Origin of the sequence: Enterococcus sp. AZ163 (genome assembly GCF_050498925.1) — a bacterium.
Classification (GTDB): Bacteria; Bacillota; Bacilli; order Lactobacillales; family Enterococcaceae; genus Enterococcus_A; species Enterococcus_A ferrettii.
On the sequence record NZ_JBIPAO010000001.1, the window covers coordinates 3,300,392 to 3,323,700 of the forward strand.

Sequence of the window (23,309 nt, forward strand, 5' to 3'; positions counted from 1 at the left end):
CCTTGTAAGCACGCCAAGCTCTTTATTTTTTTTGACACTTTGTTTTTCAACTTTTAATCACTCAATTCTAGCATCTTCAATGCTTCATCATATTTATCAAATACAGCTATTAAGGAGCCTTTTCTTGAAGAACTATCAATTACATGGTCACTTTTACTTAATACAAGTTCCGATTTCATCTTTTCACTGTGTTTTAACTCCAACTGTCTTAATAAGGAACTATCTTGATCGCTAACGGAGAATCGAATTGCGCAATAAGGATATTGCTCAATAGTATTTTCTATTTCGAGTTTTTTTCCGGTAGCTATATCAATAGTCATCCTTAAAAAATCATACCCCGTCGAGAGAGGAACCAAATCAGAACCAATATAATCGCCGCCCATACGCGATCCCACCTCAATAATTCGGATCTCTTCGGAATTGGTAATTTTGAATTCCGAATGAGAAGGACCGTATTCTACTCCCAGGCAGTCCAATGCGGTTGGAATTGCTGCATGTATTTCCTTGACTATTTTTTCAGGTAAATTTGCCTGAGCTATATGTCCTTTTTCAATAAAATTAGGAGATCCAGTTGTGAACTTTCTGGTAATTCCTAAAATATGATGTTTTCCATCGTAAGAAACAGATTCACAGCTATATTCAATCCCATCAACAAATTCTTCGATTATAACACTATTATCAAATGAGTCTTTTTGTGCCACTGAAAAGGCTTTAGTTAGTTTCTTTTCGCTAAAGCTATCCAATTTTGTTATACCACGGCTTCCAGAACGATCTGTCGGTTTAACTATGATTGGCAGGCTAAAATGTTTCAATTCTTCATTGTTTGGAATCGTATTAAATTTAGCGAACTTTGGAGTGGGAGTGCCTTTTCGTGATAAGGCTACCCTCATTAAATATTTATCAGTAGTAACACGAATACATTGTTTTGAATTAGTGACTAAATTTAATTTCTCCGCAACATACTGAACAGTAATATTTGCAAGATCTGAAGCAATTGTAACAATACCCTCGGGTTTAATTTTTTTACACTGATTTAGGATTTTTTCTTTTTCTGTTATACTTACTGGATAAAAATAATCTGCACTACCTTTACCTGCAGCTCCTTGCTCCCAAGAAAATACATGAGTCTCAAATCCCAAAAGTTTAGCTTTCTTTATTAAAGGTAGCTGGAACTCTCCGGCTCCTATGATTGCTATTTTTTTCAATTTAATCACCGCTATTTTTTCTTCTAGTTTCTATTAATAAATTCCATCGCTTGCTTTCTAGCTCACGCTTATAATCATTCATCATCTGAAAATAATTTTTGTATTTTGGCACAAAACCAAAATCTCTTTTTGCTTTTTCCATGCTAAATAGGAAAGATGGTGTATTATTAGGTTTATCAGGACAGTAGACTATTGGAGATTCTTTCTTATCACTAAATACTTTAATAATTATTTTTACTTGTTCTTCCAAATTAAGTTCCGTTGATGAGGTCATATTGTATAAGCCTTTCGCAGTTTGATTTTTTAAGATCAAAGAAAAAGCCTTAGCTACATCTTTAACATAAATAATATCACGAGATATGTGCGGATCACCCCAAATCTCTATTGGCTCTCCAGCAATAGCCTTATCTATGAAGGTTTGTATACCTGTCTTATAATATATCCCATTTACATATATCTCCGAATGTGGTCCCACTCCGTATACCGGTGGCAAACGGAACACTGCCGTTCTCATGTCATGTTGTATATTATAATATTCCATTATGTCAGAAGCTGCATTCTTCGAGATTACATAAGCAGCATGGTCACCTTCTTTCTCAAAACTTCTTGGCTCATCTTCTTTTATGGGGTAGCCTTTTTTCCACGCGCTACTAACATCAGCGTAGGAACTAGTAGATATCATTCTTTTTATCCCTTTAACTCTACAGAATTCCAAAACATTGATTGTACCTAATGTATTGGTGGCAATATAGTCATAGGCATTCTCATTTTCATCCAGATTGACTTTTGTATTAGCTGGTAATAGCCCTGCCAGCAGTATTACCCCATCAATATTATCAGTAGGAAGTTTATTAAAATCTTCTTTTTCTGTAATGTCTAATTGTATAAATTTTCCACCTAACGACTCAACTAAGGGAGCCAAGGATTTATTTCTACCAGTAGCAATCACATCGTACCCATCCGAGATCAGTCGTTCAATAGTATACAGACCTATAAATCCTGTAGCACCTATTACTATAACCATGTCTTAGCTCCTTTCTTATAAAATTTAATGACCTGTCCTATGACCTCATCAGCTTTTTTTTCTTCTAGACCATAATATAAAGGTAATCGTACTAATCGTTCGCTCTCACTTGTAGTATACTCATCTTTACCTATAAATTCACCAAATCTTCTACCCGCTGGCGAGGTATGCAGTGGAATATAATGAAAAACGGCTTGAATGTCTCTTTCTTTCAAATACTTTATTAGCTCTGTTCTTTCTTTCAGGTTTTTGCATTTTAAATAAAACATGTGCCCGTTATGTTTACACTCATCTGGAATCACTGGTAAATCGACTCCAAAGGTCCGCAATTCTTTTAGTGAATTATAGTATTGATTCCACAATGATAAACGCTTATCATTGATCTCTTCAGCTATTTCCAATTGCCCCCATAAATAGGCAGCATTCAACTCACTCGGCAAATAGGAAGATCCCATATCAACCCAAGTGTACTTATCCACTTGACCTCGGAAAAATCGACTTCTATTGGTTCCTTTTTCACGAATGACCTCGGCAATCTCACCATACCTCTTGTCCTTTATCAAGATAGCTCCGCCTTCCCCCATTGTGTAATTTTTTGTTTCATGGAAGGAATAAGTGCCAAAATCCCCGAGCGTCCCTAGCGAAGCCCCCTTGTATTCACACATGACGCCCTGAGCTGCATCTTCAATTACTAATAGATCATATTCTTTCGCTAATCGATTTATCACATCCATTTCACAAGAAACTCCAGCATAATGAACAGGGACAATCGCTTTAGTCCTTTTAGTTATCGCTTCTTCTATTTTCATTTCATCAATATTCATAGTATCTGGACGTATATCAACAAAGACTATCTTAGCTCCTCTTAATGCAAATGCATTCGCAGTAGATACAAACGTATAAGCTGGCATAATCACTTCATCTCCGGGCATTATTTTAGCCAAAATTGCAGACATTTCTAACGCATGCGTGCACGATGTAGTCATTAAAACAGACTCACAGCCGGTCTTCTTTTCAAACCACTCGCTACAAAATCGAGTAAAATTCCCATCCCCACTAATTTTTTTATTAACAATAGCTTTCTGCAGATATTCAAGCTCTTTACCAGTGCAAACAGGCTCATTAAAATTAATCATCTTCTAATACCTCAATCTTTTTTGATTTGCAAATTTTGATATACTGAGAAATTCTTTAATTTGACTTGTCCATAAAATTTAAATTACAAAAGAACAAAAAGATGGTCGTTCTCATAGCTAAGAGTCCTTAGTAAGTGCCCTCAGAAAAAATAAGATTTAATAAACAATTCTAGTTTTAAGTATCAACTGGACACATCTTCCTAAATGCACAAGATATCAATCAAAGCAGTGCAGCATCTATAATTCAAACAAATAAAATTTTTGTTAGCAGTCTGTCATAAAGCGATAAGCTAGCACTCATATTAGTGAAAAACTAATTGTGATATACATTCTTGATTGATTCATCAGTAATAATCAAACCCGATCAGTGCAACTCATAGATTCTAATATCTGAATTTTCGAATACAACTTTCTCATTGAATGATACTTTGGGATGCAGAGATTTAGTCACAACTATATATTTTACACCTTCTTTTTTTACTTGTTCTAATTCCGCATTAACCTCTTCACTGAAGATTGTAGATACTATATCAAATCTTTTTCTTATTAAATCTCCATACGCGTCTCTCTGATAAGCAAATCCTTCGAGATAATTTCTTCTCTCTGAAAAAGCTGAGTAATAATGATAGCGATAATTGCGATTTCGAATAGTGTTTCTTAAATCAGGATAGTCTTCTTTAATAAAAAAACTACGATCGGTTAATATGATGTCATTTTTTTGGGAATGATTCTTTAACCAAATCATACCCTGATATTCTTTTCTTGAAATGGAATCCCCCTCACTTTGAATTTGTGGCACAGTAATCGAACCTGTATTTTGTGCAAAATTTATACCTCCCTCGATAGCAAGCTTAGTAAAAGTGTTCGCTGAAGTAAAAATTGGTGCTAAGGAAATTAAGACAAGTAACAAAGCACTTGCCTTGATATTTCCTATAATACTTGTTAAAATGTCAACAGCTTGCAATAAAATTAATGGTACAATTGCCATATAAAAATAATATTCTGAAGCTCCATCTTGTCTGATGCAAAAATTCAAGACAAGTCCTCCCAAAATAACCGATGACAAAAAAAAGTTTAAACTCTTGATTTTTAAAGGGTGTCTTAAATACAAAAGTAGCCCAAGGATATATAGCGGCATAACCCATCTTAGTATTTCCAAATTTAATAGCCATTGTATTAAGCCAAATAATACTGCTACTGCCCTAAAAATAATAATGCTTTCAATTTTTCTATTTAGCAAAAATTGATAAAAAGTTGAATCTTTTATTATGCTCCTTCCAAAATCAAGCCCCAATCCTAAAGAGCTGCTCCCAGCGTCACTTGAAACGAAAAGGTTGCTATATAGAAGATAAAACAAGCCTGTTATAATAACGATAAAAGCAATTATATTTTTGTAATCTTTTCTTGTTTTTATAGCTTTATATGCTATGGTAATAATACAGCCACAGTACAGCAACACGCCCATAGGAGCTTTGGAGTATAATGACCCGAATAATAATAGAAATAATGGTATTGCGTTAATAATAAATTTATACATTTTTTCACTTGTTTTATCCAAAAGTACAAAAATAAAATAATAAATAGCCAGTAATTCAAACGCTAAGGCTAACCCCACTCCAGATGGATATTTGAAGATGTGTACAAATAAAAAACTTCTTTCAATGATAAACAAAAGCATTGTAGTAGCTGCCGCTAACAAATTTGAATTTAGGCACTTTTTTGCTAGAGCAAACATCGTACAAAATAATAATATAACTATCCCCAATTGTGAAAAACTATAAAAGGTACTAGCAACAGAAATCCCACCTATAAAAAAGTCCATCATAGCTATATGGACATGCATTCCAAAATGATAATGCATCGGCACCTTTAGAACTCTAAGGTCTTCAATTGGTAATCCTAACTTGATCTCTACTATGTTTCCAATATGCCAAAGACTATCTACGTAATAGGAATAAGACTCTTTTTGACCAATTAGCAAGTTTGGTAATGTAAAAGCTACTAATACCGTAACTAGACTCAGCATAACTATGAAGTTTACATAAAATAGTGTATTAATATCAATCTGTTTGCCTGTAAAACTTCCACGCGATGATTTTATCAGTATAACACAACAAAAACCAGCAAGAAGTAGCATAGTAAGGTTCGCAAACTGGAGTAAATTCATGATACTTAGTAAGAAGTATAAAACAATATTTATAGCAACACCTACTCCATAACTAAACACATTAAAAAACAATGGGTCATTAATTTTTTTTTGATAAAACGAACAAACTGTCATCCCCGGCAAAAAAATAATAAAAAATTGAAAAACTAGATATTTCAATGAATTAATCAACATTACTTGACTCAAAAACGAAAGACATAGCACATAAAGTATTATGATAAAAAAAACAAAGAAGCGATATATACGATTCATAAAACCCTCCGAGATTAAATGACTTTAAAATAAGCATGCAAATAGAAATAATTAATCATACTTCCTTACGCTTCCATGCACACGAATCATTAGTATGCTTTATAAATCAGTCATTAATTTAGTTACCAGCTACAATATTGATCATATTCTCATAGATTAAATATTTTTTTATCCCATCTTGTATTTTATTACGTGGTCTATAGCTAATGGTCTTTAAACGAGTGATGTCTGCCACCGAATTCTTAATGTCTCCAATACGCTCTTTTTTGTAGTTGATAGGCAGCCTGACTTGCAACTCGTTGTCGATTATTTTGATTAATGAGTTTAGAGTAACCGCATTCCCTGTACCTACATTAAATTGCTTTCCCAAAGCATTCGTATTACTAGCCACTAGCAACAATGCTTGAATGACATCATCAATAAAGACAAAGTCTCTAGACTGAGAACCATCGCCAAGTAATGTAAATGTAGCCTCTTGACCTGATTGACACTTCTTATATTGATCTACTAAAATAGAAATTACTCCGCTATATGGAGACCTTGGATTTTGATTTGGTCCGTATACATTAAAGAAGCGAACAACACTAGTCGGAACACCATATAAATGATTGTAATTCAGTACATACTGTTCTCCAGCGAATTTATCAACTGCGTATGGTGTTAAAGGTCGAATAACCGATTCTTCTTGTTTAGGTAGAGTTGGTTCATCTCCATAAACTGCAGCAGAAGAGCTGAATACTAAACGCTTGATTTTTTTTTGGTATTTACGGGTTAGTTCAAGAAGAGTTAAAACACTTTCAAAATTCACTTCATGAGTCTCTACTGGTCTTTCAACAGAATCTGCCACACTTGCTATAGCTGCCAGATGAAAGATGTAGTCAAAATCATTTTTAGACAAAATATCTTCCATCAGCTTGCTGTCCGTTACAGATCCTTTAAAAAAGTTTATATTGGAGTTTAGGGAAATATTTTCTTCTTTACCCATTGATAAATCATCAATCACGACAATCTTGTTTTTCTTTCCGGAAAGGTGATTTGTAAGTGTTGAACCGATAAAGCCAGCACCTCCAGTAACTAATACTGTATTATTCTCAAGCATCACTATAAAACTCCTTTTCTTGTTGAGTTTGATTCAAGTAGCATTTCATTTAATTATTACGGATTGAATTCTTTTAATTTTTCCACCACATATCTTTGCTGTTCTTTAGTTAAGGTCGGAAACATAGGCAATGATATCTCTTTAGAATAAAATTCCTCAGCTACCGGATAATCCCCACTTTTGAACCCAAAATTATTTACATAATAAGGCTGTAAATGAACTGGTATATAATGTACTTGAACTAATATTCCGTTCTCTCTTAAGTAGCAGAATAATCGTTTCCTTATATTGGGATCTTTTACTTGTAATGGATACAAATGATATGCATTTAAGTTTGCAATAGTTCCAATTGAATCCGGAGAAATTTCATTTACCCAAGATAAATCGGAAATAGCTTTAGGTAATTCTAACCACTCTACGTTACTCAATAATTTATTATACCTATCAGCAATTTTATTTCTAACATACAATGAGTTATTTAGTTTGCGCATTTGACTAATTCCTAAAGCGGATTGCAAATCAGTCAGCCTATAATTATATCCCAACTCAACCATTTCATAATACCATGGTCCCTCTTCCTTAGTTAATTCTTGAGGTTCTTTAGTTATTCCATGCGTGCAGAATCTTTTTAATTTTTTATAGTATTCCTTTGAATTGGTAACAACCATTCCTCCTTCACCGGTAGCAACATGTTTCACTGGATGAAAAGATAATATAGTCATATCAGCATAGTCAATTATGTTTTTACCTTCCAACTTAGCGCCGATGGCATGTGCTGCATCATGGATAATAACGCGCTCTTCCCCAACAATTTCTCTAATCGTCTTCAAATCTACTGGATATCCAGAATAGGAAACGGGTGTGACAACTTTTGTATCTGATGTCAATGCACTTGATAATTTAGCAGGATCGATGTTATGGGTATCTTTGTCTATATCCACAAACTTTGGAACTGCACCGACATAAAGACCAGCATTAGCACTAGCAACAAAAGTATTAGGAGACGTGATGAATGTCTCACCTTTCTTAATTCCAGAAACGTGATAACATGCATGTAATGCTGCAGTTCCGTTACTAAAAGCAACTGCGTATTTACACCCTAAATATTTTGCAACAACTTCCTCAAACTCTCGAACTTTGGGCCCTTGAGTCATATAAGGTGATTTTAAAGTCTCAACAACTTGATCAATATCATTTTGATCTATAAATTGTGTCCCATATGGAATTGGTTTCATTAAATATTCCACCCTTCAATATCATTTGTTTTAAGAGGTGTCCCTTTTGATAGGTCCCTTGTTGCTTTTTTTCCTATTACATTTTTTAAGAAGCGAGGTGGTAAACCATCAGATGGGCGAACAGAACGTACATTAGTATCATTAAAGATTTCTCCTACTTTGATATCTTCAGCAACAAATAACGAACGAGCAAATTTTCTGTTTTTCAATTTTTTTTCTGTTAACGAGTGGTCAACTATACCAACTGCTTTTTCAGCTAACCTAACCTGTTCAACCATCTGTTTAAAATCTTTAGGAGACATTGAAAACTCTGCATCAGGCCCACCAATAGATTTGTCTAATATGAAATGTTTCTCAATGATACGAGCTCCCATTCCCACTGACACAACAGGCACAATAAAACCCATGGTATGATCTGACAATCCAAATTCAACATCAAATTTTTTTTTATAATCGGCCATCGTCAACAAATTAGCATCTTCAATATTCGCAGGGTATGCAGAAGTTGTCTTTAGTAGAACTACATCATAGTTACCGACATCGTGACAAGCTTTTAGTGCCCTTCGAATATCTTCCTCATCTGCTATCCCTGTTGATATAATCATTGGTTTCATTTTAGACGCCGCATATTCAATCAACGGAATATCCGTTATTTCGAATGAAGCGATTTTATATGCCGGTGTATGTAATTCTTCCAATAAATCAACTGCTGTGAAATCAAATGGAGAAGAAAAAATTGGCAAATTGATACTTGCGCAGTATTCAAAAAGTTTTTCTGTCCATTCCCAAGGCATATAAGCTTCACTATACAAATCATAAAGCGTACGATTGTCCCAAAGAGTACCTTGATTGATTCGAAAATACTTATTGTCGACATCTAAAGTTATTGTATCAGGTGTATAAGTTTGGATCTTAACAAAGTCTGCGCCGCTCTCCTTAATTGCATCGATTGTTTTTTTTGCAATATTGATATCATTTCCGTGATTAGCTGAAAGTTCTGCTATAATCAGAATTTTTTCTGTAGTACTTTTTCCACATATTCTCAAGACTAATCCTCCTTAACAAGTAGTTTTCTAAAAATAAAAAGATTCTGGTTTTCTTCCCACTTTACGAAACCACTTTTCTCAAAAACCTTGATTGAACTTATGTTGTCATTTAGCACTTCAGCATAGATTATGTTGACTGAAGTTTCCTTTTTTAAATACTCTATTGCTAGGTCCAAAAGGTAGCTTCCTAATTTCTTTCCTCTAAGATCTAAAGTGAAGCTTAGACTAACTAAAAACTGTTTATCTAGAGTTTGCGAAAATCTTATTTGACCTAAAAATTTTTGATCAACTTTTCTTCGTATCACCAAGAAAAAAGTATGCTTGTCCTCATGTTGTTTGCGCAACCACACCTCATGTGAATCAAATGAAAAAAATTTTTTACTTTTTGACCACTTTCTTACACCTGCGGAAGAAGACAAATCATAGATATCTTTGCTGTCTTTTAATTCCATCTTATCCATTTGAACAGACTGTAAGAGAAGATCATCAATAACATTATTTGCTCCATTAAGCTTGTATTTCTTTTGATTATTTACAATGTTAAGTCGATTATTTATTTTTTTGGCTTCTAAAAAAACATCTGGTAAATGATGTATGTTCGCTACTGTGAAAGCTAACTGATCTCTTTCCAGTAATTTAAGATTTAAAGACTGATTTTCAGCAACTTTAATAGCTAAAAACGGAGTTTGAGTAGCTATCAGTTCAAATATTGTCTGGCCTGCTCCAACTATAGCAAAATCCGCCTTGATCATTAATTGTCTAATCTGGTGTTCATCCAAGTTATGGTATCTATGAATATTCTCCGGCCAAATAGATTCATCATCTTTATATACTAGGTGAATTTCACTATTTGGAAAGTAATTCATACAATTATCGACAATCTTACGACTAACACCTAATACATCTGTTCCACCAATCATAACTAAAATATTTTTTATATTTCCACAATAGGTTCGATTTACACTCTTAGAAAATACTGGTCTAATTAGTGTATATGTGCTCCCTAACAAAAATCTAAATTGTCTATTTCCCCTCGGATAAATCAATTCATTAGCCAAGAAAGAGGGGTTTACAATCGTTCCTCTACTATAACGAAAATCATTGTTGTCATCTATGATATAAAGTTGATGTTTTCCGTTCGCTAACTTTGAATAATGTTTTTCAGACGCAAGGTATGAATCCACAATAATGCAATGCGGCTTTCCTCCTATGAGACTGCTCAATTCGTCATTTCTCTTCCAATCAATGTATGAAATATTACTAATCTTAGCAAAGTTTTCAATCGGCTCTGTTTCGGCGATAATCATTTCACAATTTATTTTTCTAGCTTCAAGAACTTCTTTTAATGCTAGGCACCTATATATGTGCCCTAAACCAATCATTTTTGAACCTTCAGTTAAAATTTTAACTTTCCAAGTCACTAATTTCACCTTCTATAAATGAGGCAGCGCGAATAAGATCCTGTTTTTTTGCAAAACGATACACTTCAAACAACTCCTGTCTCAAAGAATCAAATTGTTTTTTTTGTGTCACTGCATTATTAATAAAGCTTAGCCATGGGCATGTTTCATATAAATCAATTAAATCGTAAAGCCCAAAATTTCCTTCTGGAAACTGCTGATATAAAGCGCAAATAGCCATATAGTCTTCATAAGTATCTAAGGTAACTCGAATGTTAGAATAGTCTTCTTTAGCGACTACTTGGCTAATATTGAAAAATTCCTTTTTTGTCTTGTAAATATAAGGTGTTACGTGCTCTTTCTCAAACTCTTCGGTAGCTGAATGAAATGCTTGTCTAAGTGCCACGAAAGAAAAAACCTCTACATCTAACCCATGTGGATAAGAACGACATAAAGTGTTTGAACAATAGTCATTATCAGCTTTTAAAAATCCCCTTATAACTTCGTCTATTACCATAGGATCGATACACGGACAGTCACCAGTGATTCGAACAATTACATCTAAAGAGTTTTCTTTAGCCGCTAAATAATAACGGGAGAGAACGTTATTAACGTCCCCTCTAAAACAAACTATTCCATTCTTCGTTGCTAATTTCTCAATTGGGTCATCCACTGAATCTAATGTTGTTGCTAGAATGATTTGATCTATTTTTTTAGTTTTATTCGCTCTTTCGATTATCCATTGCAAGTTTGACTTTTCTCCATCATATGGAAATTTCATTAAAACCTTATTTGGTAAACGGGAAGAACCCATTCTAGCTTGTATGATGCAACCTATCTTCATTTTTAATCTACCTTGTCAAGTTTCTTTAGTGCCTTCTCCAAATCTTCTACGTTTAGCCATTCAGTATTTGTTCTTGAATTATACTCAAAACCTGGTTCAATAGATTTACCACCCGTCGCAAAATAATCATTAGCATTCCACCACTCAAAATTAGGATACACGATATAATGTTTATCATACTCAAAAGTAGTTCTTGAATCGTCTTTAGTTACCATTACCTCATCTAGCTTTTCACCTTCACGGATTCCAACCTCAATAAACTCACCTTCAGGATTCATTGCTTTTGCAAGGTCTGTTATCCTGAACGATGGGATTTTCGAAATATATGTTTCTCCGCCACGAGATTCTTTTAATGCCTTGAACACCAATTCAACACCCTCTTCTAAGGTTATCCAAAAACGAGTCATATTTAAATTAGTGATGGGAAGTCTTGTTTCCCCTTGATTGAGTAAATCTTTAAAAAAAGGAATGACTGATCCGCGACTTCCAGCAACATTTCCGTATCTAACTACTGAAAAAATCGTCCCTTCTTTGCCCGAATACGCATTTGCTGAAACAAAGAGTTTATCTGATACTAATTTAGTGCCACCATACAAATTGATTGGATTTACTGCTTTGTCAGTAGATAGGGCAACAACTCTTTTTACATTACAATCTAATGCCGCATCTATAACGTTCATAGCACCATTAATATTTGTTTTTATAGCTTCAGTTGGGTTATATTCAGAGGCAGGGACTTGTTTCATTGCCGCAGCATGAATAACATAGTCGACACCTTTAAATGCTCGATAAAGTCTTTCTTTGTCGCGAACATCTCCAATAAAAAATCTTAATTTTTCCATTTGCTCATTAGTTAATTTTTCAGAAAACATATTTTTTACTTGCGATTGTTTGAATTCATCTCTTGACAAAATAATGACTCTTTCTGGATCATACTCTCCAAAAATCATCTCAATAAATTTTTTTCCAAAAGATCCTGTTCCTCCAGTAATTAGAATACTTTTTCCATTCAACATAAAAATCCCCTCCGAATTAATTCATTATTTACAAAGTCGCTTTTATCATATCACAATTTGCTTTACTATTAAATAAGAATGGTACGTTGCAGTATCAATGTCCTAGATTTAAATACACCTTAATCTTTGCCCGTAAACTCTTTTTTATTACGCAAAAAGTAGACTATCGCTGTAAAGATAACCATTAATAGTAAAAAGTAACGTAGGTAAAAGTGATCTATTAAAAAGTGTAATGTTATAGAAAACAAGGATATTAATACTATAATATACCAAATATTTTTAGTATTAAATAACTGTCTTTTAGTAATTTTTTTTGCCATATAATAGTGAAACAGAAATAGCAGAAAGTATGTAAAGACAGTTGTATAACCCGCAGCAATAATTCCATATCGTGGTATAAATAAAACGTTTAGCCCAATATTTACTGCAGCACTAGCAACTGTGCCTATTGCAATATAATCGGTCTTTTTTTCGTAGAACTCAGCGTTTACTGGTAGACTATACAAAAATTGAAAAAAGTAGCCTAAAGAGATTGGAATTATTAGTGGCAACCCTGAATAATATTTTGTCGGAGCCATAATTTTAGCCAAATCTACTGACACAATCATTACAATAACTGATATCATAGTAAAAGCAGCTAAATAGTAATTGCTAACTTTCTTTATTTTTGCATAGTCTTGTTTATTCATCTCACCATAAAACCATGGGACCCATGCATTATTAGTCGAAACCCATATTACACTTAAAATAATTCCAATATTACTTATATAAGAATAAACTCCACTTTCCGCTGGGCCAAGATAATTATTAATCATTATTCGATCAAATTGAGCTAGCATAATATTCGCTAAGGAATGTGGGATTAAGGGCAAAGAAATTCGCAAAGCGTATTTCCACTGTTTGTAATCAATGAAGTGTCTACCCTTTAACATGATATAGAAATATATTGACATGCCAATAAGAGCAAAAGACAGAGTTCCTCCAACAACTCTTCCAATATACTTATCATATGAAAATATTGTCTGCATCAATAAAACAGAAAACAAAACATTAATTATAGTCGACATAAAGGATAAAAACAAATACTTAAAATGGTTAAAATTTATTGTAAAGTATGCCTGAACATAGGAAATGATAAACATTGAAAAACTTTGAAGTAGCATCAAATTGAAAATAGTTTGATTTAAATCAAAAAAGTCATTAAATAATATAAAATAGATGTTTCCCAAAAATACAATTACAATCCACGACAATGTAGCTAAAAAAAGAATTGATGACATAAATTCCTTAATTGAATCTTTATAGTCAAAACTAGCATTGTTAATAGCTGAATTCAGACTAAGTCCAACTAGTATTGAGAAAATAGATACAAATGAGGCAAAATTATTTATCAATCCATACTCAGCTTGAGTAGTTATATTAACGAAAATAGGAATTGTTATAAAAGAAATCCCCTTAATAAAAAAATTTCCTATTGTGTACCAGAAACTTGATTTTACCAGTTTTGACTTCATCAACATTTCCAAAAATTTCATACACTCACCTTAAATCTCTTTCCAGTTCTTCCCAAGTTTCCGGGAGAAATACTTTACTTTCACTAACTTTATTAAAAGCATTGCAAAAATCGATTAGTTTCCCTAATATCACTTTTTTTTCTAAGGGAATAGCCTCATTGTACGTATTTAATAATAATTTAGGCAAAAATATTGACTTCATAGGTTGGTCAAACATCAACAATGGAGAAAACGCGATAGTTGATAACGGACTTAGTAAAATAGTATCTGAAAAATCATTTTCTAAAATTAGTACTTCAAACGGTAACTGACTCTCTAACATCTCATTTTTGTAGTATTTTTTAGTAGAATGGTTACGTGGATGAAGCTTTACAAAAAAGCGTTTTTTTAATTTATTGTACTGCTTGACTTTTTCCGCAATATCAGCTTCATTTATTCCAAATCCATCATTTTCCAAAGGTTGATCAAAATAAACAATACTTTTTCTGACATAATCAAGAGAGTTTACTCCGAATATAAAACGAATTTGCTCATCAATAATGCTATCTTTTTTTATGGTCGGAATTCTTCTTATATTATCTCTTTTAAGCATTAGTAAATCAGGACGATATACATAAGAAAAATGCGCTTTTTGCAAAAAAATCGAGTGTGGATTTACTAGGTTAAGCAATCGTTGTTTATTAATAGAGGTAGAAAATATTTGATCCGATAAATAAGCACCTATACCGTCCTCAATGTAATTAAAATATATATTTGGATTTTTTTTACGCATACTACTAAATAAAATTTTCGAGAAGTAATTCTCCCCTTGTATAAACATTTGGTCATAACTAACTTTCAAAATATTTGTCATTTTACTTTTCCCAGTTACTAATGAAAATTTTCTCTGAAAAAAGTTCCCCATTTTCTCAGGTTTAACAAAAAAAACATCCTCAAAAACATGCATTTCCTTAAGCCGCTGATAATAGACCTCCGCACCGCTGAATTCTGCGTAAACATACAAATCTTTTTTCTCATTTCTGTAATAAGTATTTATGACATTCAATATGTTGATGATGTGCAGTGGAGTCCAACAAATAAACGCAAGTCTCATACTAGTTCACCTTCTTTTGGAGAAATGTCGTGGATAGTATGCCAAGGTAATACCAAAAAATTAGTGATATTACATCACGTTTATTAAACAACAAATGTACCTCTACTAATTCATTTACAAAGAATGAGAGCAATAGAATTAGAGACACTCCTAAGAACGCCATATTGAATCCAGATATGTTTTTTCTATTTGATCCACTGAATAAAAATACTTTGAATAAACTTAAAATATTTAATGCGTAATACACATATACGATCAAAAAGCCTACAATTCCCGAGGCTAATAGTACCTGTAAATACCCATTATGCATATTCCCATGAGATTTTTCTAGAGAAATTAGATTTTGGTCTGTTAATTTCCTTTTGTTAAAATTTAATTTGCTACTAGAGAAAAAATCAAGTTCTCCAAAACCGAACAAAGGTTTTTGTGAGAGTACACTTATACCGCCTTTCCAGATATTAAATCTTCCCGAAGATATCTCACTGCCTTCTTCCGAATGTTCAACCTTGACAGGTACCTTATTCGATTCATCAGAATTATCTGTTTCTTCTAAACCTTCTAAATCATTTCTATTTTGAGTTACAGAAATATATCTTGGTGGAATGGTACCTAAAATCTTTTTAAAACAACTTGTTCCAACTCCTATGAACAATAGCAAACATATGGTACCTAAGATTATTTTTTTTGTATTAATACTGTTTGACATTTCTCTGGTAAACTCTTTATTGAAAAATAAAAGTAGTAGTGCTGTTAAGAAAAAAACAAATGTGATCTGAGTTCCTCTAGAAGAAGACAACGAATTAAAAACCACTTGTGTTATGAAATTTATTAAATATAAAAACACTATTTTTTTCTTTTTAAATTCAAGCAATAATAGGTTGATGAAACTCAGCACTATCGAACAATATCCGAACAAAGCACCCACATTCGGACTCGTATAAACTCCAAACAGTCTATGCTCTAAAAAGCCTTGTCTAGCAGTAACTCCTGCAACTTCGGTAGGTACACGATATCCAAGCAACATAAAGAACTGGATTACAGATATTAATCCTGCAATAAAAATCATGAGAATAAATACATTATTAAACTGAATTAACTTATTCTTTCTAACCTCAATGCTTTGAGAGAAATCTACTGGAAAAATCACAAAAATGGATATTAAAAGGTAACCAAAATTATATAGCATTGGTAAAAAATTGTATTGTCTATTAAGTAATATAGTAAATAAAAAACTAATTGTAAGCATAAACAAACAGATTTTAAAAGGAATACGATAGATATCTTTTTTTAGCAGTAATTGATAGACAACAAGCATCCCTCCCCACAAAAAGCATATCTTCATAGGGATATTGGAAATATTTAGAGTACTGGGCATAAAGTAAACAATGCAAACTATTAAGGTAATTAGTCGAAAAAGATCACGGTTTAAAATTGTTACATTGAGAATTCTACTGAGTTTATTCAATAGCATTATCCAACTTTCAAAATTTTTTTGTCAATCAAATCTAATAATTCGTCAGAATAACCTGTTTTTACCTTTCTGACGAATAATTTTTCACTTTTTGAAATAGCTTCGAAATCATCTTCATTAAACCACTTTGTCATAGATGTATCCAACAAATGAATATTAGCTAGATTAGCAGTTTGAATAGTCATATCATTTTCGTTATCCAACTGCATTGGAGTATCTTCACCTCCGACAATATTTTTTTCTCTATATTTAGATTGGAAGAAAAGTGTATGGAAAAATTTTTCATCAGGAGCAAACATCCCAAATCTAAAGTTTACGAAACTATCTTTGTCCTTATCGTAGATATCCATTAGTTCAACTAAACATTCATAACTCAACGCCCACCACTGTGAGCCTTGATATAAGTCAAATGCATGACACCTAACCTTATTAGTTAGCTTTATTCTACGCAATAACTTATTGACACTTGCCCTAAGATAGTAAAAAAATTTTGAATTGGTATTTCTAATGAAAGGATAATCATGAATCTGATAAACATCGATGTGTTTACTAAAAAAATATTTTTGAGGATGTTGATCCATATTTATTCCACGAATAAATTCTATTTGCTCATTTTTTAAAAGATAGTCGTAAATATACTGGGCTGGCTTAATAGGATAATCAGCACCTGATAACAATACATATTTTATATATTTCTTTTTACGCTTCAATGCTTCATTTACTAAGTTAATTTCAGCTTGAACAATAGAAAAACCACCCCAATAAATTTTAGATCGTAACTTATCATCTAAAAAGGAGATATTTTCATAACCAAGAAAAAGCTTCTTGAAAGGGAGAATATCACTTTTCTTATCAATATGAATAATAAAGTCAGCTTGATAATTGATACTGTCAACTAGTCTTTTCAAATTAGCGATATCATTATGCGCTAAAATTAAATAACAAACTTTACTCAAAGAAATCACTCACTATTCCGTTAATTCATATACTTTCAACATTTGACGAAGAGTATAATCTACATTGTAAGAATTTAACTCCTTAGTCATTTTGTTCTCATATGGTTTTTGTAAAATCTTTTGTGCCCATTCACTTTTAGAAAGTCCCAAAGATATGAACGTAACATTTGGGGTTAACTTCGTTTCTTTAGATACCCCTTCTGATAAAACAAGCTTTTTTTTACTTGCTTGTGCTTCCAGTGCTGCCATAGGTAATCCTTCATAATATGATGTCATAACAAAAACATCTAATATAGCTAACATATCAGGAATATCTCTCCTATTACCCAAAAGTAGTATTTTCTCAGATAAACCTCGTTCATCAATGTATGACTGCAATTGTTTTCGAAGACTTCCGTCACCAATAATAAGCAATTTACTGTCTGGATCTATTCTATTTATTTCGTTGAAAACATTAAACAAAAAAAAATGATTTTTTTCTTTTTCTAATCTCCCAACAGTCCCAATAATCACTGAACTGTTTATTATTTTTAAATTATTTTTCATTTCGTTGATTCTATCTTGATTTTTCGTATAAAGAGATAAATCAATTCCGTTGTGTACTATTATAAATGGAGTATCCTTAAATAAACTCTTACCTGCTTTTTCACTAACAGCTAAATAGTCAGTGGCCGTACTCAACAGTAATTTTGTCAAAAAAAATCTTAAAACCCTAAAAATAATTGAATTTCCTTTTCCATCTTCAACTGAATGACTATGAGCTATTCTTTTTACTATACCATTTCTTTTAGCTAACCAAAGATTTATTCCACCACCAAAATAAACTTCATTATGAACAATATCAAAAGTCTCACTCTTTAGAAGCTTATTTACTTCTACTAAGTACTTGAAAATATTTTTTTTAGGATTTGTCACGATAAAGAAGCGTCCTCCTAAACTCTTTACTTCTTCATGATAATCAGTAACCTCTTTGTAATCATCGTAAATCAAAAAATCAAATTGATATTTAGATCGATCAATTTTTCGATAGAGATTCATCATAAAAGATTCAGCACCACCTAAACCCATTCTCCCCTGAAAATGTAATACACGCTTGGTCATACATAACCTCCGACATTTTAGTATACACGTTTGAAGAAAGCCATTATACCTGGCATTTTAGTTTCTACAAAACTTCCAATATGTAATAATGCAACAAAAACTGTACTAGGTGAATTGTATAAAAATTTAGTAAGTCGTTTAATTTTCGTATCTGCTATTGCTATCCTCTTGGCTTTTAATATATCTTCATCATCTAAAATTTTTTGAAGTATTTCTTTTTTTTGCGTAGTAGAGAACTCGTCATTCTGAATAATAGAGAACAGTACAGAAGTTACTCCTTTCAAAAATAGTGAAGCTACTCCCTCTTCGTTTCTTTCTTCTAATATTTGATTCGTAAGCTTATAGAATTTTTTGAAACTCTCAAACTTTTTATCATGGTACTTATTTGTTATTCCTTTGCCACCATCGAATTCATAAAAATATTCAATTTTTTTATTTAATACTACTCTTTCACAGTGTTTAAAATATTCCAAATTGAATATACGATCTTCACAACTTTGGTAGTTCTCAAATTGTATATTTTTATTAGCAATCAAGTCATTACGATAACACTTATTCCATACAACATACATCATTTGCTTATTCATAAGATAGTAAATATCATCAAAAAAATCTTGTTGAGTAGTATATTTTTTCCCCTCAACTACGTAATTCTTCTCAGAAACAATACGTTCCTCAGATCTAGAACGAAAAGTAAAAGAACTAATTATTAAATCTGTATCCGGATTTTTCTTTAGCAATTCACGATAATCCTCCAAAATGTTCTCATTAAGTGTATCATCAGAATCAAAAAAAAGAATATACTTGCCACTCGATCTCTTTAAGCCATAATTTCTTGCTAACCCGGGACCTTGATTTTTAGTAGTAAATACGTGAAACCTTTTGTCTTTAATTGTAAGGTTTTCAAGTATCTGTCTAGTTCTATCAAATGAACCGTCATTAACCAAAATTATTTCATAGTCTTCCCCGTCTATCTTTTTTAAGCGCTTGATCATTTTAGAAATATTATTTTCGGCATTATATATCGGAATTATTATACTGAATAGTAATTGTTCCATAATAGCTCCTTTATTATTCAAAAATCCTTAAGCCTTCGAAAGACAAAGATTCGAGATTGTCTATTCTATTTTCTTCTATTACACCCTCGGATGATACTTTATCAAATAATATCTTAATCGTTTGAAGTAAAATCTTCATGTCCAGCATCAAAGAATACTTTTTAATATAAAGCAAATCAAACTTCAACTTACTATTATAATCAGAAACATACTTCCCATAAACCTGAGCATACCCAGTAATACCCGCGCGAACATTATGTCTCAGATAATAATAAGAGTTATCTTCATTAAATTGATCTACAAAGTAAGGTCGTTCTGGACGTGGTCCAATGATTGACATATCCCCTTTTAAAACATTGACCAATTGTGGTAATTCATCAAAACGAACAGCTCGGATAAACTTACCTACTGGAGTAACCCTAGCATCATTGCTTTTCGCTAACACTGGACCAGACTTTGCTTCAGCAGTCACAGACATTGAACGGAACTTGTAGATAGGAAACTCTTTTTGATCTTTAGTAATTCGAATCTGTTTATAGATAATTGGTCCAGGCGAAGTCATCTTAACTAAAATTGCAGTTAATAATATGAACGGTGAAGCAACTACCAGTAAAACTAAAGAAACTACAATATCAAAAATTCTCTTGAACAGTGCATCTTCTGGTTGAATATTAAAGCCTGTCGACTCAATAATGCTTTCATCCTCGAAGTTCATGATGTTCGCATTAATAGTAATTAGATTTTCGAATGTTGTGTTTAAGAAAAGCTTCTTATCCTTTCGAGTGACTAACTGATAGATTTTGATCTTCTCTTCTTCATCCAATTTTGAAGCCAGATAAACAATGTCAATCTCATCAATTAACTTAACTAGATTTTCGTAGCAATTACCGATAATTACAGCGCTCACCTTATGCTTATTATTTTTATGTGTACTGAAATTTTGTACAGCGGGAGCTACATCTTTTTCCCGTCCTACAATGACAACTTTTTTATCTGAGCCTAATCTCATGTAAAGCTTATAGACAGCTATTCGATAGATGCTTAATAAAATTATTCCTATTAAAAAGGAATAAAAAATGACTGATCTAGGAAAGGCAAACCACCGTCCTGCAAAGGTGATAATCATTATACCCAAAGACATCAAAATCTGTCCGATAACCGTAACGAAAATAATATCACTACTAATACGATTATAAAATATGTATGTTCCCAACAGCATATTTAGCAGGATGAAAAACATCGAGATAAATACTGCAGAATTCTCAAATGTCTGAAAATTTCTCAACGGTATCTCTCCACCAAACTTAAACCAAAAACTTGCATAAATAGACAAATTATATACTAAAACGTCCAACACGATTATGAACACCCGACGCGCCATTCCCCATTCGCCACTCTTATTCATATGTAAACTACACTCCTACTCTTCAGAATAATCCATTTTACATCTTACCATAGTCATAGCTAAAAAAATAGAAAACTCAAAAAAAGTAATAAAAATGAAAGAAACAGTATTTGAAAAAGCAGTCTAGTTGACTGCTTTTTCAGTAATTGTTCTGACCGAAAAGTCTCCTCTGCTCCTAGTTAAATTAGGATTATAGTAAGGATCATTCTCAATATATTTGGACCAAGTTTCTTCCATATAAGCTGTTTCCTTTTTAAAACGTTCTAGCTTTTCAGGAGTATTTTCATATCCTCTAGATTGAGACTCGAAATGGTACAACTCTGCTCCGTGCAACCATATATTGTTATGTCCTTTTTCATACTCACGTAGGCATAAGTCAACATCATTAAAAGCTACAGTCAATTCTTCATCAAAACCACCCAGCTCTGAAAAGTCCTTAGCCTTAATCATCATACACGCAGCAGTTACAGCTAAGTAATCCACATTGATCTCAAGCTTCCCAAAATATCCAAAATCACCTCTAGGAAAAGTATGATGTCCGTGACCAGCAGCACCACCCATACCTAAAATTACTCCTGCGTGTTGAATCGTATTGTTAGGATAATAAAGCTTTGCACCCACACAGCCAATTCGTTCAAACTGTGCGAAGGATACCATTTTAGTCATCCATTCTGGTGTAATCACTTCTGTATCATTATTCAAGAAAAGTAAGTATTTTCCATCCGCTTTCTTAGCTGCTAAGTTATTAATGCGAGAGTAATTGAATGGAATATCTATTGACTCAACTGTGAAACGATCATTTAGTAGCATTTTGTAGTTATCATACAGTTCTTGCATTTCAGGCTGGTCGCTTCCGTTGTCAGCAATGATTATCTCATAATTAGGATATGTTGTTTTAGCAATTATGGAGTCTACGCATCGCTTAACATCATCATAACCATTTCTAGTCGGTATAATTATACTAACCATCTCTTCTTTTAAAATAGCATAATTTACATCGTACAATCCGTTACCAGCAGCATGAGTTACCTCCGCCTTGATTTTTCTACGTTTGATTGCATCTTGTACGGCCTTCAGCCCCGCATCAAAAGCATAACTTTTCGTTGATTGATCAGCTGCTGTAGAACTTGGCAGTATCCGCCAATAATATAATACTTCTGGAATGTGAACAATTCTTTCAGCCGTAGTTTTTTCAGTAAAACGCAGGACTAAATCATAATCCTGCGATCCTTCATAACCGACTCGAAACCCACCAATCTCGTTCATGATGGAACGACGATATACACCTAAATGAGAAATGTAATTGGTTCCTAGCAGTAAATCTGGTGACCAATCTGGTTTAAAAGCTGGATCAAATCGTTTGCCGCTCATATCAATCTTATCTTCATCACTATAGATCAAGTCTATGTCAGGATTGCCGTTTAAGCACTTAGCAACCTCATACAACGCAATAGGAGAGAGTTCGTCATCGTTATCAAGTAATGCAATAAAGTCTCCTGCAGCGATTTCTAAAGCTGAATTTGTCGCCCGGGAAATATGTCCATTTTCTTTGCGATAAACTACTTTAATTCTGTTATCAGACTCTCGAAACTTTTCTAACAATGGTCGCACAGTGGCATCTGTGGAACAATCATCTGCAATACATAGTTCCCAATTTGAGTAGAATTGACTTTGAACAGATTCAATACACTTAATTAACCATTTTTCTTCTACGTTGTAAACAGGCATCAGAATAGAAATAAGCGGATTGTAGTTAAATGCTGAGATTTCTTTTTCAATTAATGATTGGTCCCATTGCTCATGTTCATTAATCCATTGTTGATAGCTCTCATCACTTTGTTTACTTTGTTCAAGTTTTACTCTTCTCAAAGTGCTTTTTATTCCATTACGTTTTAAATATCCTAATCCTTTTCGGGCTTTTCTATAAAAAGACTGGATTTGGTTGGTTTGGCCGACATTACTACCTAAGTTTATCTTAGGATCAATCATTTCAGTTACACTAGTCTTGTCTGCTGAAAATATAACCGGAATCTTTTGATTTTGATCCTTAACCATTATCTCTAATAAGAAACCCATCTGCAAAGTTGCACTTGTTTTATGAGCTGCTGCTACATCAGATCGAACATGAAAACTTGAAGAGTACTCAATAACGTTCTCTGAATCAATATGGATTTCAGGAACAGCTTTATTCTTTTCTTCAAGTGCCCACCCCTTAATAATTGTTTTCTTTTGATTTGGAAGATATTCACTGCTATCTATACAGACAAGAATTTTATCTTCTGACATA

Annotated in this window: 18 protein-coding genes; all 18 read right to left on the reverse strand. The window is 32.8% G+C overall.

The genetic code is table 11. The features are described 5' to 3' along the window. Positions 1-53: 53 nt before the first annotated feature. The 18 genes from IGI46_RS15890 to IGI46_RS15975 all read right to left on the reverse strand — a co-directional run bounded on the left by IGI46_RS15890 (position 54) and on the right by IGI46_RS15975 (position 23,308). Positions 54-1,214 (reverse strand): ATP-grasp domain-containing protein, encoded by a 1,161-nt coding sequence (locus tag IGI46_RS15890; RefSeq protein WP_429973820.1) that lies wholly within the window; start codon positions 1,212-1,214, stop codon positions 54-56. Further along, entirely contained in the window at positions 1,207-2,229 is a 1,023-nt protein-coding gene (locus tag IGI46_RS15895; RefSeq protein ID WP_429963973.1) for an NAD-dependent epimerase/dehydratase family protein, read from the reverse strand. Before IGI46_RS15895 ends, IGI46_RS15890 begins: the two co-directional genes overlap by 8 nt. After that, entirely contained in the window at positions 2,220-3,365 is a 1,146-nt protein-coding gene (gene rffA, locus IGI46_RS15900; RefSeq protein WP_429963974.1) for a dTDP-4-amino-4,6-dideoxygalactose transaminase, read from the reverse strand. The genes IGI46_RS15895 and rffA overlap by 10 nt, the downstream gene beginning before the upstream one ends. A 364-nt stretch (positions 3,366-3,729) precedes the next feature. Further along, entirely contained in the window at positions 3,730-5,718 is a 1,989-nt protein-coding gene (locus tag IGI46_RS15905) for a hypothetical protein (protein ID WP_429973822.1), read from the reverse strand. Between the two features lie 184 nt (positions 5,719-5,902). Further along, positions 5,903-6,883 carry an NAD-dependent epimerase/dehydratase family protein gene (locus tag IGI46_RS15910; RefSeq protein WP_429963976.1) on the reverse strand — a complete coding sequence of 327 codons (981 nt, stop codon included), beginning with the start codon at positions 6,881-6,883 and terminating at the stop codon, positions 5,903-5,905. Positions 6,884-6,939: 56 nt separating this feature from the next. Beyond that, positions 6,940-8,118, reverse strand: a complete 1,179-nt coding sequence (pseC, locus tag IGI46_RS15915; RefSeq protein WP_429963977.1) for a UDP-4-amino-4,6-dideoxy-N-acetyl-beta-L-altrosamine transaminase — start codon at positions 8,116-8,118, stop codon at positions 6,940-6,942. Beyond that, entirely contained in the window at positions 8,118-9,164 is a 1,047-nt protein-coding gene (pseI, locus tag IGI46_RS15920) for a pseudaminic acid synthase (protein WP_429963978.1), read from the reverse strand. Before pseI ends, pseC begins: the two co-directional genes overlap by 1 nt. A gap of 2 nt (positions 9,165-9,166) precedes the next feature. Beyond that, positions 9,167-10,585, reverse strand: a complete 1,419-nt coding sequence (locus IGI46_RS15925) for a GNAT family N-acetyltransferase (protein WP_429963979.1) — start codon at positions 10,583-10,585, stop codon at positions 9,167-9,169. Further along, the gene (locus IGI46_RS15930) at positions 10,569-11,408 is read right to left on the reverse strand and encodes a cytidylyltransferase domain-containing protein (protein WP_429963980.1); all 840 of its coding nucleotides are present in this window, start codon (positions 11,406-11,408) and stop codon (positions 10,569-10,571) included. The genes IGI46_RS15925 and IGI46_RS15930 overlap by 17 nt, the downstream gene beginning before the upstream one ends. A gap of 2 nt (positions 11,409-11,410) precedes the next feature. Beyond that, positions 11,411-12,424, reverse strand: a complete 1,014-nt coding sequence (gene pseB / locus IGI46_RS15935) for a UDP-N-acetylglucosamine 4,6-dehydratase (inverting) (protein ID WP_429963981.1) — start codon at positions 12,422-12,424, stop codon at positions 11,411-11,413. 119 nt (positions 12,425-12,543) lie between these two features. After that, positions 12,544-13,959 carry a lipopolysaccharide biosynthesis protein gene (locus IGI46_RS15940; protein ID WP_429963982.1) on the reverse strand — a complete coding sequence of 472 codons (1,416 nt, stop codon included), beginning with the start codon at positions 13,957-13,959 and terminating at the stop codon, positions 12,544-12,546. Between the two features lie 4 nt (positions 13,960-13,963). After that, positions 13,964-15,031: a polysialyltransferase family glycosyltransferase gene (locus IGI46_RS15945; RefSeq protein ID WP_429963983.1), complete on the reverse strand. Its 1,068-nt coding sequence runs from the start codon at positions 15,029-15,031 to the stop codon at positions 13,964-13,966. A 1-nt stretch (position 15,032) separates the two neighbouring features. Beyond that, positions 15,033-16,346 carry an O-antigen ligase family protein gene (locus IGI46_RS15950; protein WP_429973823.1) on the reverse strand — a complete coding sequence of 438 codons (1,314 nt, stop codon included), beginning with the start codon at positions 16,344-16,346 and terminating at the stop codon, positions 15,033-15,035. Positions 16,347-16,501: 155 nt separating this feature from the next. Continuing rightward, positions 16,502-17,458, reverse strand: coding sequence for a beta-1,6-N-acetylglucosaminyltransferase (locus tag IGI46_RS15955; protein ID WP_429963985.1), 957 nt, complete (start codon positions 17,456-17,458; stop codon positions 16,502-16,504). A gap of 12 nt (positions 17,459-17,470) precedes the next feature. After that, positions 17,471-18,559 (reverse strand): glycosyltransferase family 1 protein, encoded by a 1,089-nt coding sequence (locus tag IGI46_RS15960; RefSeq protein WP_429963986.1) that lies wholly within the window; start codon positions 18,557-18,559, stop codon positions 17,471-17,473. Between the two features lie 17 nt (positions 18,560-18,576). Beyond that, a complete protein-coding gene (locus IGI46_RS15965; protein WP_429973824.1) occupies positions 18,577-19,617 on the reverse strand; it encodes a glycosyltransferase family 2 protein in 1,041 nt (346 codons plus the stop codon). Between the two features lie 13 nt (positions 19,618-19,630). Continuing rightward, positions 19,631-21,022, reverse strand: a complete 1,392-nt coding sequence (locus IGI46_RS15970; RefSeq protein WP_429973825.1) for a sugar transferase — start codon at positions 21,020-21,022, stop codon at positions 19,631-19,633. Between the two features lie 123 nt (positions 21,023-21,145). Further along, a complete protein-coding gene (locus tag IGI46_RS15975) occupies positions 21,146-23,308 on the reverse strand; it encodes a glycosyltransferase family 2 protein (protein WP_429963989.1) in 2,163 nt (720 codons plus the stop codon). Between the last annotated feature and the right edge of the window lies 1 nt (position 23,309).